General features: G+C 72.7%; 12 protein-coding genes and 1 pseudogene. 5 read left to right on the plus strand and 8 right to left on the minus strand.

From position 1 onward, the window contains the following. Positions 1-56 precede the first annotated feature (56 nt). A complete protein-coding gene (locus tag ACZ60X_RS02845; protein WP_469592510.1) occupies positions 57-1226 on the plus strand; it encodes a steroid 3-ketoacyl-CoA thiolase in 1170 nt (389 codons plus the stop codon). Here ACZ60X_RS02845 and ACZ60X_RS02850 read toward each other — a convergent pair. Both ACZ60X_RS02850 and ACZ60X_RS02855 read right to left on the minus strand, forming a co-directional pair. Further along, a complete protein-coding gene (locus ACZ60X_RS02850; RefSeq protein ID WP_469592512.1) occupies positions 1210-1467 on the minus strand; it encodes a DUF397 domain-containing protein in 258 nt (85 codons plus the stop codon). The genes ACZ60X_RS02845 and ACZ60X_RS02850 overlap by 17 nt on opposite strands. Further along, a pseudogene (locus ACZ60X_RS02855) lies at positions 1448-2285 on the minus strand (helix-turn-helix domain-containing protein). The gene ACZ60X_RS02850 and the pseudogene ACZ60X_RS02855 overlap by 20 nt, the downstream one beginning before the upstream one ends. Before the next feature lie 107 nt (positions 2286-2392). Between ACZ60X_RS02855 and ACZ60X_RS02860 the strand changes: the two are divergent. Then, entirely contained in the window at positions 2393-2776 is a 384-nt protein-coding gene (locus ACZ60X_RS02860; protein WP_469592997.1) for an ATP-binding protein, read from the plus strand. Here the strand turns inward: ACZ60X_RS02860 and ACZ60X_RS02865 are convergent. Next, positions 2705-4792 (minus strand): bifunctional glycosyltransferase 87/phosphatase PAP2 family protein, encoded by a 2088-nt coding sequence (locus tag ACZ60X_RS02865; protein ID WP_469592514.1) that lies wholly within the window; start codon positions 4790-4792, stop codon positions 2705-2707. The two genes, ACZ60X_RS02860 and ACZ60X_RS02865, sit on opposite strands and share 72 nt — an antisense overlap. Before the next feature lie 423 nt (positions 4793-5215). Between ACZ60X_RS02865 and proP the strand changes: the two genes are divergently transcribed. Further along, complete coding sequence (proP, locus tag ACZ60X_RS02870) at positions 5216-6595, plus strand: glycine betaine/L-proline transporter ProP (RefSeq protein ID WP_469592516.1); 1380 nt, start codon at positions 5216-5218, stop codon at positions 6593-6595. 476 nt (positions 6596-7071) lie between these two features. Next, positions 7072-7743: an O-methyltransferase gene (locus ACZ60X_RS02875; protein WP_469592518.1), complete on the plus strand. Its 672-nt coding sequence runs from the start codon at positions 7072-7074 to the stop codon at positions 7741-7743. A gap of 60 nt (positions 7744-7803) precedes the next feature. Here ACZ60X_RS02875 and ACZ60X_RS02880 read toward each other — a convergent pair whose 3' ends face one another. Continuing rightward, positions 7804-8196, minus strand: a complete 393-nt coding sequence (locus tag ACZ60X_RS02880) for a hypothetical protein (RefSeq protein WP_469592520.1) — start codon at positions 8194-8196, stop codon at positions 7804-7806. Positions 8197-8294: 98 nt separating this feature from the next. Here ACZ60X_RS02880 and ACZ60X_RS02885 point away from each other — a divergent pair, with 98 nt between their 5' ends. Then, positions 8295-8723: a DnaJ family domain-containing protein gene (locus ACZ60X_RS02885; protein ID WP_469592522.1), complete on the plus strand. Its 429-nt coding sequence runs from the start codon at positions 8295-8297 to the stop codon at positions 8721-8723. Here the strand turns inward: ACZ60X_RS02885 and ACZ60X_RS02890 are convergent. The 4 genes from ACZ60X_RS02890 to ACZ60X_RS02905 form a co-directional block, all read right to left on the minus strand. Continuing rightward, positions 8712-9122: a hypothetical protein gene (locus tag ACZ60X_RS02890; protein WP_469592524.1), complete on the minus strand. Its 411-nt coding sequence runs from the start codon at positions 9120-9122 to the stop codon at positions 8712-8714. The genes ACZ60X_RS02885 and ACZ60X_RS02890 overlap by 12 nt on opposite strands. An 851-nt stretch (positions 9123-9973) precedes the next feature. Continuing rightward, entirely contained in the window at positions 9974-10564 is a 591-nt protein-coding gene (locus tag ACZ60X_RS02895; protein ID WP_469592526.1) for a hypothetical protein, read from the minus strand. 76 nt (positions 10565-10640) lie between these two features. Continuing rightward, entirely contained in the window at positions 10641-11099 is a 459-nt protein-coding gene (locus ACZ60X_RS02900) for a nuclear transport factor 2 family protein (RefSeq protein ID WP_469592528.1), read from the minus strand. Positions 11100-11167: 68 nt separating this feature from the next. After that, complete coding sequence (locus ACZ60X_RS02905) at positions 11168-11890, minus strand: helix-turn-helix transcriptional regulator (RefSeq protein WP_469592530.1); 723 nt, start codon at positions 11888-11890, stop codon at positions 11168-11170. Between the last annotated feature and the right edge of the window lie 29 nt (positions 11891-11919).

The raw sequence follows: 11919 nt of genomic DNA on the forward strand, positions 1-11919 counted from the left end.
GAACGCGTACTAATTCTGGCACGTTCCGGAGGAGAGCCCTCGGAGAGGACCCGTCCATGGCCGCCGAACCCGTGATCGTCGAAGCCGTCCGCACCCCGATCGGCAAGCGCGGCGGCGCGCTCGCCAACCTGCACCCCGCCTACCTCCTGGGCGAGACCTACCGTGAACTCCTCGGCCGCACCGGCATCCCCGCCGACGCGGTCGAGCAGATCGTCGGCGGCACGGTCACCCACGCCGGCGAACAGTCCATGAACCCCGCGCGCACCGCCTGGCTGGCCATGGGCCTGCCCTACGAGACGGCCGCGACGACCGTCGACTGCCAGTGCGGCTCCTCGCAGCAGGCCTCGCACATGGTGGCCAACATGGTCGCGGGCGGCGTGATCGACGTGGGGATCAGCTGCGGTGTGGAGGCCATGTCCCGGGTGCCGCTGGGCTCGGGCTCCAAGCACGGCCCCGGCAAGCCGTTCCCGGACGAGTGGAACGTCGACCTGCCCAACCAGTTCGAGGCGGCCGAACGCATCGCCCGCCACCGGGGGTTGACGCGTGAGGACGTCGACGGACTGGGCCTCCTCTCCCAGGAGCGCGCGGCCCTCGCCTGGGCGGAGGAACGCTTCAAGCGCGAGACGTTCGCCGTGCAGGTGCCGACCACCGAGGAGGAGCAGTACGCCGGGCAGGGCATGTGGTGCCTGGTCGACAAGGACGAGGGCCTGCGCGACACCTCGCCGGAGGCGCTGGCGGGCCTGAAACCGGTCATGCCGACAGCCGTCCACACGGCGGGCAACTCGTCGCAGATCTCCGACGGCGCGGCGGCCGTCATGTGGGCCTCCAAGCGGATGGCCCGCGCCCTGAAGCTGCGGCCGAGGGCCCGGATCGTCGCCCAGGCCCTGGTCGGTGCCGACCCCCACTTCCACCTCGACGGCCCGATCGACGCGACCCGCGCCGTCCTGGGCAAGGCCGGGATGACCCTGACGGACATCGACCTCGTGGAGGTCAACGAGGCCTTCGCGTCCGTCGTCCTGAGCTGGGCCCAGGTCTTCGAGCAGGACCTGGGCAAGGTCAACGTCAACGGCGGCGCGATCGCCCTCGGTCACCCGGTCGGCGCGACCGGCGCCCGCCTGATCACCACCGCCCTGCACGAACTGGAGCGCACGGACAAGGAGTTCGCCCTCATCACGATGTGCGCGGGCGGCGGCCTGGCCACCGGCACGATCATCCAGCGGCTGTAGCGGCCCAGTTCACGAAGGTGGCGAAGGCGGCGGGGCCGAGAGCGAGGACCGGTCCCGCCGGGGTCTTGGAGTCGCGCACGGCCACGGTGGCGCAGGGGGTGTCGGCCACCTCGACGCATTCACCGCCCTGGTCACCGCTGTACGACGACGTGCGCCAGGCGAGCGGGCCGAGCGTCGCACACTCGACGCACGAGCCGCCCTGATCTCCGCTGTAGCTGGACTTACGCCACTTGCTCTGCAAAGCGGTCCTCCATCACGCGCCGGATCAGCACCGCCGAGTCCCTGATGGAGAGCGCGGCGGCTTGCAGATGATCGCAACGGAGCGAGCAGTCCTTGACAGTGTCCGGGTTCGCGGTCGGATGCCCACTGCTGTAGCCCTCGGTGTACACGATGGAAGGGTCGCTCGCGAAGTGGAAGAGGTCGAACGAGCCTTGCGAACCGGCGTGGGCCCCGGCTGAGAAGGGCAGCACCTGGATGTTGATCAGGCGGTGCCCCTCATACGACAACAAGTGCGCCAGTTGCTCCCGCATGACCTCCGGGCCGCCGGTTTCCTGCCAGAGTGCCGCCTCACTGACCACCGCCCAGAAGTGCGGAGGCCGGCCCTTCTCGAAGATGCGCTGCGGGGCCATCCGGGCGGCCGTGCGGTCATCGAGTTTGGCCTGGTCGAGCACGCCGAGCACTGCACGTGCGTACGCCGGAGTCTGCAACAACCCGTGAACCAGGTGCGTGTGGAAGGTGTTCATCTGCGTGGACCGCGCCTCAAGCTCTGCCACTTCCCTGAACCACGCCGGCAACTGACTGCGCAACACCAGATCCACCAGCCGGGACAACGCCCCGCCCGTCCCCAGCGCCGCGTCCACCCGCTCGCTGAACTCGACCGTCGGCACCTTCCTGGCCGTCTCGATCTGGCACACCAGGGACGGTGTAATTGATGATGTCCCCGAGCTGCTTCTGCGTCAGCCCCGCCGCCTCGCGGTACCGGCGCAGTTCGAAGCCGTAGTAGTCGAGCGGCGAGGCGCCGGGGTGTGGGCCACGGTGGGTCGGTCCCCTCTCTGGCAACTCCTTTGACGGCGGAACGCGTTGTATCCGATCCGTTGCCCACAGTAGTGACGCGATGTCAGCCTCGTCCTGTGAACCTGAACATTCCCCACACTCCCCAGTACCGCATGCGGCTCACCGTCAGCGAGCACTCCGTCCGCCACATCCGCCGTATCGTCCGCTCGCTCCTGTGCGAATGGGAGCTGGCGGAGCTGACGTTCGCCGTGGAGCTGGGCGTCAGCGAGCTGGTCGCCAACGTCGTACGGCACGTGCCCGACCGCCGCTGCACGGTGCTGCTCGCGCGGCAGACGGCGGGCGTACGGGCCGAGGTGACCGACGGCTTCGGCCAACTCCCCGTGACCGGACGGGACGTGGGCCACGAGATGGAGTGCGGACGCGGCCTCGTCCTGCTGGACGGCGTGGTCGACAAGTGGGGTGTGTCACCGGCCGGGACCGGCAAGTCGGTCTGGTTCGAGTGCGGGACCGGGACCGACGGCGTTCCCCGCCTCTGACTCGGACATGGCCGTCGGGTCACCCGCGCAGGCGGCGGTCCTCTTCGCCCTCGGTCCCTGGAAGGCGTACGACAGGCCGAAGCCGGCCAGCACCACCGCCGCGCCGCCGATCGCGTCCAGGATCCAGTGGTTGCCGGTGACGATGATGGCCGAGACCGTGAGGAGGGGGTGCAGGAGGCCGAGGGCCTTCATCCACCGCTTCGGGGCGATGACGGCGATGACCAGGCCGCACCACAGGGACCAGCCGAAGTGCAGCGACGGCATCGCCGCGTACTGGTTGGTGAGCGCGGTCAGGGCGCCGTAGTCGGGCTTGGAGAAGTCCTGGACGCCGTGGACGGTGTCGATGATGCCGAGGCCCGGCATCAGGCGGGGCGGGGCCAGCGGGAAGAGCCAGAAGCCGATCAGGGCGAGGAAGGTGGCGAAGCCGAGGGAGGCGCGGGCCCAGCGGTAGTCGACGGGGCGCCGCCAGTAGAGGACGGCCAGGATCGACAGGGGCGCGACGAAGTGGAAGGACTCGTAGTAGAAGCCGAAGAAGTCCCGCAGCCACTCGATCTTCGCGACCGCGTGGTTGGCCCAGTGCTCGATGTCGATGTGCAGGAAGCGCTCGATGCCGAGCACGATGTGCCCGTGGTGCTCGGCGCGCGCCCGGCCGCCGGAGACGGTGCCGCCGGTCGCGGCGAGCCGGACCTGGGAGTAGGCGGCGTAGACGACACGGATGAGGAGCAGTTCCAGCAGCAGGTTCGGGCGGGTCAGCACCCGGCGCAGGAGGGGCAGGAGCGGGACGCGCCGGAAGCGGGCCGGGACCGGCGGGGCGTACTCCGTCGGGATCGGAGCCCGGTAGGAGGGGGACGTCCGGGACAGGAAGGGGACGGCCGTCGCGGCGGCCAGGGCCGCGAGCAGGACGAGGTTGTCCCGCAGCGGGTACATCACCGGCGTGTTCGGCAGCATCATCGCCGTCGGGAGCGTGGTGACGAGGACGACGGCGACCGGCCAGACGTAGCGGTCGGAGGCCCGTCTGCCGACCCGGCCGACCACGGCGAGCAGCACCCACAGCAGCTGGTACTGCCAGGCGGTGGGCGAGACGGCGACGACGGCGCAGCCGGTGACGGCGACGGCGAGCAGCAGCTGGCCGTCGGCGGCGTAGCGCACCGCGCGGCGCACGGCGAGGGCCGCGACGGCGGAGGCCAGCAGCAGGAAGACGGCGATCTCGGGCCGGCCGAACAGACCGAGGCGCAGCAGCGCTCCGTGCAGCGACTGGTTGCCGAGGGCGTCGGCCTTGCCGCCGAGGCCCACTCCGGCCATGTGGTGCACCCAGTACGCGTACGAGTCGTTCGGCAGCGCGGCCCAGGCGAGCGCGGTGAGGACACCGAAGGTGGCGCCCGTGCTCAGCGCGGCCCGGCGGCGGCCGGTGAACCACAGCAGCGGGGCGAACAGCAGCAGGGTCGGCTGGAGCGCGGCGGCCAGGCCTATGCACAGCCCTCCGGTGCGCTCCCCGCGTACCGCGAAGCAGCCGAGCAGCACGAGGAGCACCGGGATGATGCTGGTCTGGCCGAGCCACAGGGCGTTGCGCACCGGCAGCGACAGCATCAGCAGGCTGATCGCGACCGGTGTGGCCAGCAGCGAGGTGCGGCGGCTGACCGGCCGGGGCAGCGCGCGGGCGGCGACCACGCCGAGGACGACGACCAGCAGCAGGCTGCCGAAGGTCCAGCCCCAGCCGAGCGCGGCCTGCGCGGAGCGGGTCAGCGGCTTGAGGACCAGCCCGCCGAAGGGGGTGCCGGTGAAGCGCGTGGAGTCGTAGATGGACCCGTCCACGTGGAGGACGCCGTGCGGGCCGACCCAGGTCTCCAGGTCGGTCAGCCGCTCTCCGCTGGGGGTGCTGAGGACGACGGCCAGCTGCCGTACGGCGAGGAGCACGGCCACGGCCCACAGCGCGAACCGGGTCGCGCGCAGCCCTGCTTCGGTGGGGGCCGGCCCGAAGGCATCCGTCGGTCGCCCGCTGTGCTCCACGTTCGCCACGCCCCGTCGGCCTCCCGCCCCGTTGTCCGGCGCCCTGTACGCCACGTTCCTCTGCGAAACCTCTGAGTCTCCTCATGAGCCTCGCAGACCCCTTACGGGAAGACGCGGGCAACCCCCGCTTCACCTGACGTCCGCCCGGCTTTCGTCCGGCTTTCGTTCACCTTTTGTCCGGATGACGACAGTCCGCGGCCTGCGCGGTTGCGGTTGCGGGGCGCGACAAGGATCACAGTGCGGGAGTGGAGTACGGCGCGTGGAGCGGGCAGACGTACCTGCGTGCGCAGCATTTGGCTGCGCTATGCAGCCATGTGCGTACCGTGCGTAAGGGGCACAAACCCCTCTATGGTCGTTTTTCGGACCGTATCCCGGCAGCGTCGCCGTACGGACCGCGTCCCTGTCCCCGTCGAGAGGTAGGCGAGCTTCGTTTTGGCAGTCGCCACAGCCGTCACCCCGTATCCGAAGACCGCGCGGGCCGCGAAGGCCCGTGCCGAGGTCACCGTCACCGATCCGGCGCTGGTCAAGCGCGCCGTGAAGGCCGCCGCCCTCGGCAACGCCATGGAGTGGTTCGACTTCGGCGTCTACAGCTACATCGCGGTCACCCTGGGCAAGGTCTTCTTCCCGTCCGGCAACCCGACCGCGCAGTTGCTGTCGACGTTCGGCGCCTTCGCCGCGGCGTTCCTCGTGCGGCCACTGGGCGGGATGGTCTTCGGTCCGCTGGGCGACCGGGTGGGCCGCCAGAAGGTGCTCGCCGTCACGATGATCATGATGGCGGCGGGCACGTTCGCCATCGGCCTGATCCCGTCGTACCCGTCGATCGGCGTGGGCGCGCCGCTGCTGCTGCTCGCGGCCCGTCTGGTGCAGGGCTTCTCGACCGGCGGCGAGTACGCGGGCGCGTCCACCTTCATCGCCGAGTACGCGCCCGACAAGAAGCGGGGCTTCTTCGGCAGCTGGCTGGAGTTCGGCACGCTCGCCGGGTACATCGGCGGCGCCGGGCTGGTCACGCTGATGACCGCGCTGCTGTCGTCCGCCGACCTGCTGTCCTGGGGCTGGCGGATCCCGTTCCTGATCGCGGGCCCGATGGGCGTCATCGGCCTGTACCTGCGGATGCGGCTGGAGGAGACCCCGGCGTTCGCCGCGGAGGTCGAGAAGGCGGCGGCGGAGCGGCCGAAGGTGCCGCTGCGCGAGATGGTGGCCGGGCAGTGGAAGGCCCTGCTGCTGTGCATGGGCCTGGTGCTGGTCTTCAACGTCACCGACTACATGCTGCTGTCGTACATGCCGAGCTATCTGACGAGCGAGCTGAAGTACGACGAGACGCACGGGCTGCTGGTCGTGCTGGGCGTGATGGCCCTGATGATGATCGTCCAGCCGTTCGCGGGCGCGCTGAGCGACCGGGTGGGCCGCCGGCCGGTCATCGCGGCGGGCTGCGCGGGCTTCCTGCTGCTGTCCGTGCCCGCGCTGCTGCTGATCCGCCAGGGCAGTCTGCTCGCCGTCGCCCTGGGCATGGGCGCGCTGGGCCTGCTCCTGGTCTGCTTCACGGCGGCCATGCCGGCCGCGCTGCCCGCCCTCTTCCCGACCCGGGTCCGCTACGGCTCCCTGTCCATCGGCTTCAACGTCTCGGTGTCCCTGTTCGGCGGGACGACGCCGCTGGTGGTCACGGTGCTGATCGGCGCGACGGGGAACATGATGATGCCCGCGTACTACATGATGGCCGCGGCTGTCATCGGCGGTTTCGCGGTCTGGCGGATGTCGGAGAGCGCCGGACGCCCCCTGCCGGGTTCCGCCCCGGCGGTGGAGCAGGCGGACTGAGCGCCGTAGGCCCCACTCGCCGCCGTAGGCCCCACTCGCCGTCGCAGGGCGCGGATCGCCGCCGCCAAGTACCACCCCGGCGGCGAAGCAGGCCGGCCGAGCGCCGTAGGCCCTATTCACCGTCGCAGGGCGCGGATCGCCGCCGCCGGGTTCCGCCCCGGCGGCGAAGCAGGCCGGCCGAGCGCCGTAAGCCCTATTCACCGTCGCAGGCCGCGGATCGCCGCCGCCAAGTACCACCCCGGCGGCGAAGCAGGCCGGCCGAGCGCCGTAAGCCCTATTCACCGTCGCAGGCCGCGGATCGCCGCCGTCGGGTTCCGCCCCGGCGGCGAAGCCGTATGTCGGTACGGCCCCGCGCCCCCGGGGCGTCGCCGTGGCCGCCCGCTTCGGACGCGCCGCCGATCTCCCCCTCCGCGCCCCCGGGCTGAGACGATGACGTCGCAGGGGAAGCGCAGGCACTCGGGAAAGGGAGCAGGAGCATGACCGGCTCGCAGCTCTGGGACGACGTCGACGACTACTTCACCAGCCACCTGGCGCCCGACGACGAGGCGCTCCAGGCCGCCCTGCGGGAGAACGACGCCGCCGGACTGCCGCACATCGCCGTCACCGCCGCGCAGGGCAAGTTCCTCCAGCTCCTCGCGCAGGTGCAGGGCGCGCGCAGCGTCCTGGAGATCGGCACGCTCGGCGGGTACAGCACGATCTGGCTGGCCCGGGCGCTGCCCGAGGACGGCCGGCTGGTCTCGCTGGAGTACAGCGCCAAGCACGCCGAGGTCGCGGTCCGCAACATCGCGCGGGCGGGCCTGGACCGGGTCGCGGAGGTGCGGGTCGGCCCGGCCCTGGAGTCGCTGCCGAAGCTCGCCGACGAGAACCCGCCCCCCTTCGACCTCGTCTTCATCGACGCCGACAAGGCCAACAACGCGCACTACGTGGAGTGGGCGCTGCGGCTCACCCGCGCCGGCAGCCTGATCGTGGTCGACAACGTGGTGCGCGGCGGCCGGGTCGCCGACCCGGACAGCACCGAGCCGGACGTGCTCGGCACCCGCGCCGCCATCGAGCTGATCGCCGGTCACCCGAGGCTGAGCGGTACGGCGCTGCAGACGGTCGGCAGCAAGGGCTACGACGGCTTCGCGCTGGCCCGCGTCCTGGCCTGAGCCCTCATCACGGGCTCGACGGGCTCCATGCCCATGGGCTCCACGGCCCCGGGCGGCGGCTCACACCTCGTGGTAGAAGCCGACGTTGACGCTGCGCGGCGCGGTGCGGTCCTGGACGACGATCTCGCCGGACCCGCCGTGCGGCAGCCGTACCGTCGAGCCGTAGCCGAGGGGCTGGTCCAACTCGCCCCCGGTGAGCCGTACTTCGGCGGCCGGCTCGGCCTGCGAACCGCGCAGCCAGGTGACCTGCCAGCCGCCGTCCGGGCCGCACTGGAACTCCAGGTGGACGCGCGAGACGAACAGCCAGTCCTCGGGGGTGACCAGCCGGCACAGGGCCGCGTCCCGGCCGACCCGGAGCGCCGCGCCCGGTTCGCTCGGCGCCTCGGCCATCGTCATACCGGCCGTGGCTCCGGCGTCGGCCTCGGAGACGGTGGCCATGGTGAGTTCCAGCACGCGCGTTTCCCCCTGAGTCATCCGGCCGCGAGACCGGTCGTCTGCCGCCGCCGCATGATAGAACGCCCCGGCGAACCGCGTCCGGCACAATGGGACTCATGACCGAGCGAAAGCCACCGGGTGTGCCGTTCGAGAACTGGGTCGACAAGCAGATTCGTGACGCGCAGGGGCGCGGGGAGTTCGAGCGGCTGGCGGGAGCGGGCGAACCGCTGTCCGCCGAGGTCGACTCCACGTACGACGAACTGTGGTGGATCAAGCGGAAGATGGCGCGCGAGGGCCTGTCCGTCCTGCCGCCCGCGCTCGCGCTGCGCAAGGAGGCCGAGGACGCGCTGGAGGCGGCCTACGCGGCCCCCTCGGAGCGGATCGCCCGGCGGATCATCGAGGACGTCAACGTCAAGATCAAGGACATGATGTTCAAGCCCCAGCCGGGGCCGCCGCTGGGCAAGAAGCCGTACGACGTCGAGGAGGTCGTACGGGAGTGGCGGCAGCGCAGGGCCGCCGCCGCGGGCCAGCGTTCAGATGTGTAGCAGGCGCTCGGCCAGGTCCCGGTAGTCCCGCAGCGCGAGCCGCAGTTGCTCGGTGTCGGCCTCGGTGCCCGGTCCGCGGTCCTCGGAGGCCTCCCAGGACCGCCGCAGGGTACGCCGCCGCCGCTCCACGGCCGCCTCGAACCGCCCGGCGATCTCCTCCAGCGCGTGATCGGCCTCCTCCACGACCTGGCGGGGCTCCTCCACGAACCCGACGGCCAGCTCCCGCATCCGGCGCTCCCAGCGGTCGGTCTCCTCGTGGGACAGCAGAGGGGCGCCGGTACCGGCGTGGGCGGCCCCCGGCGCGGTCGGCCAGGCGTCGGACCCCGGGGACTCACTGCCGCGCGCCTCGCGCGCCGACGTCTCACCGGTCCCCGGGACGCCCAGCCCGTCGTCCGGCATCGGACTCTCGTACGAGGCCTCCCGCCCGCCCGGCCTCATGCCCTCGCCTGCCATCCGACCCTCCGAGCCCTCGTCCCGGCCCACGTCACCCATCTGCCCTCCGCCGACCGCCCGCTCCCCCCGCCTCGCGCCTCCATCGGCCATCCGACCGCCCTCCCCTGCCGCCACGCTCTCCCCGCCGGCCACACGGCCCTCGTCCCGGCCAACACCGACCGCCCGCTCCCCCGGCATGCTCCCTTCACCGGCCATCCGACCGTCCTCTCCTGATGCCTCGCTGCCGCCGTCAGCCGACCGACCCACGTCACCCATCAGGCCTGAGCCGACCGCCCGCTCGCCCGGCATGGCATCTTCACCGGCCATGCGGCCCCCGCCCGGCCTGCCGCTTCCGTGTGCCGGGGGGTGCGTGCCCGGCGGCTGGGCGCCGGTCGCGCGGCCCGGAGCGCCCGTCGGTGCTGCGGGGCCCGTGGCGGAGGCCAGGTCCTCCGTGCCGGGGCGCAGTCCCTCCGTTCCGGTTCGCTCGTCGTCGTCCGCGGGCAGGCGCGGCGGACCGGTGCCCTCCGGGCCGGGACGATGCACAGGGGCGTCCTCGGGGGCGAGGTCGTCGCCCGTCAGTCCCTCCCTGCCGGGTCCGACCGAGCCGGGAAGACGGAACGGCGGCTCCGGCGGCGGAGGCTCGCCGGGGAGGCGTTCCTCGGGCAGGGGGTCCCTCGGTACATTCGCCGCCCGGAGGTCATCCGGTGCGCGCTCACCCGGCGAGACGTCCTCGGGGGTCCACTCCTCGTCCGGCGGCTCGGGGAGGCGGCCGGTGCGGCGCTCGTCGCCGGACCCGCTCGTCCTGTCCGACATGATGCTCAACTCCCTTTCAGGTGGCGGCCCGCCTGCCGGGGAGAGTCGGTCAGGTCGTCGAAGAGGGGGCGGGCTCCGACGAGCGCCGTGCGCATCTCCTCGGTGCCGAAGCCGGCCTCGGTCATCGGGTCGCTCGCCCCGGCGCGCGCGACGCGGTGCACCTGCCGATAGCCGTCGACGTGGTCGGCGTGGTGCACGGACAGCGCGGCGAACCGCTCCTCGTAGCGCCCGCCGTCCGGGTAGCCGCGCGCGACGGCGAGTTCCGTCAGCAGCCGGTCGGCCTCGGCCACCGCCTGCCGCGGCGAGTCGACGAAGTGTTCCTGCACGGCCGTCCAGCGGGCCGCGTAACGCTCCCGCCCCTCCGGGTCCAGCGGCCGCTCCCGCAGGCCACCGTGGCGATCGACCCGCTCGGCCAGTTCACGTTCGGCCGCCTTGGTGTCCCCGCCGTGGTCCTCGACGGTCCGCTCGTACTCGGGCCCGAAGCGCCGCTTCAGGCGCGACCCGCCGTAGCGTCCGCGGGCGCGCAGGACCAGCGAGGCGGCCGCGGCGACGACCACGACCGCCACGATCACGATCACGATCATGCCTATGGACACGGTTCCCCTCCGCTCGACCGGCCCCGCCGGCCGGCTCCCCCTCCGGGTGACCCGCAAGGGGTGCCGCAAACGGTGGTCAGTCCGCGAAACGGCGCAGGCCGCTGACCGACCAGACGGTCGTGATCCGTCCGTCCGTCACCGCCAGGACATCGATCCCGCTCTTCTGCACGCCGTCCGCCCGGGTCACGTACCAGCGGCAGGCGATCTGTCCCAGCCCGGCGTCCACCAGCGGGGTGCCGTCCACCGTGTACACCAGTCCGGGCCTCTGGTCGCGCCAGTCGGAGATCAGGCCCACGATTCCGGCCGGGCCGCGCAGCCCGTCGGTGGCCGCCCGCTCGGGCTCGTTGGCGAAGCGGATGCGGAAGCCGGGCGCGAGGAAGGCCTCCGGGTCGCGGAAGTCGCCGTTCCACAGGCCGGTCCAGCGGTCCACGAGGGCGCTGCCGGTGGCGGGGGTGAGGGTGCCGGAAACGGCGGGAGCGGAGGTCGTGGCGTCGGCGGAGGCGGAGGCGGTCGCGTGCTGCGTCGTTGTCGTCATGGGGACCAGCCTGCGCCCCGTCCGCGACACCCCCCTGTCGGTGTTTGCCGTCACATCCGCCTTCCCGGTCAGCGGGCGGGGGCCGCGTCGAGGGGGACGACGTCCGTACCGAGGGTGTCGAGCGCGGCGAGATCGACGTCCCGGTGCGGGGCCCGCTCGTCCAGGGCCGTCGCGGCGCGCACCCGGTCCAGCCGGAAGCCGCGCGGCGCGTCCCGCAGCCGGCACCAGCCGGCCAGGTACCAGTGCTCCGTGCCGCCGAGGAAGCCGAGCGGTTCGACGTCCCGCTCGGTGATCCGGCCCGCCGCGTCGGCGTAGCGCAGCCGCAGCACCCGGCCCGCCGTCAGCGCTTCCCGCAGCGCGCCCGGCACCACCGGCCCGGCGGGGCGGCCCGGCCCGGACACCGGCACCAACAGCCGTACCCGGTCGGCCAGTTCGTCCGCCGCCCGGCGCTCCCGCTCCGGCATGACCGCCAGCACCTTGTGCAGCGCGCTGCGCGCGTCCGCCGCGAACGGCGTCCCGGCCAGCGCCTGGAGCCCGACGGCCAGGGCGGTCGCCTCGGCCGGGGTGATCGCGAGCGGCGGCAGCGTGCTCCGCCGGTCCAGCACGTACCCGCCGCTGCGGCCCGGTTCGGCGTGGATCGGCACCCCGGACTGCTGCAACGCGGCCAGGTCCCGCTCGATCGTACGGACGCTGACCTCGAAGCGCCGGGCGAGCGCGCGGGCGCTGCGGGGACGGGGCGCGGCGGCGCGCAGCTCCTCGACGAGGGCGTAGAGACGGTCGGTGCGGTTCACGGACGACAGTGTGACGGCAGTGCGAGGAC

It is taken from the genome of Streptomyces sp. NPDC104106 (genome assembly GCF_055584345.1).

Bases quoted from the DNA above. Each gene is read 5' to 3' on its own strand.
- ACZ60X_RS02845 (WP_469592510.1), top strand. From the start codon at position 57: ATGGCCGCCGAACCCGTGATCGTCGAAGCCGTCCGCACCCCGATCGGC.
- ACZ60X_RS02860 (WP_469592997.1), top strand. From the start codon at position 2,393: ATGCGGCTCACCGTCAGCGAGCACTCCGTCCGCCACATCCGCCGTATC.
- ACZ60X_RS02875 (WP_469592518.1), top strand. From the start codon at position 7,072: ATGACCGGCTCGCAGCTCTGGGACGACGTCGACGACTACTTCACCAGC.
- ACZ60X_RS02885 (WP_469592522.1), top strand. From the start codon at position 8,295: ATGACCGAGCGAAAGCCACCGGGTGTGCCGTTCGAGAACTGGGTCGAC.
- ACZ60X_RS02890 (WP_469592524.1), bottom strand. From the start codon at position 9,122: ATGCCGGACGACGGGCTGGGCGTCCCGGGGACCGGTGAGACGTCGGCG.
- ACZ60X_RS02900 (WP_469592528.1), bottom strand. From the start codon at position 11,099: ATGACGACAACGACGCAGCACGCGACCGCCTCCGCCTCCGCCGACGCC.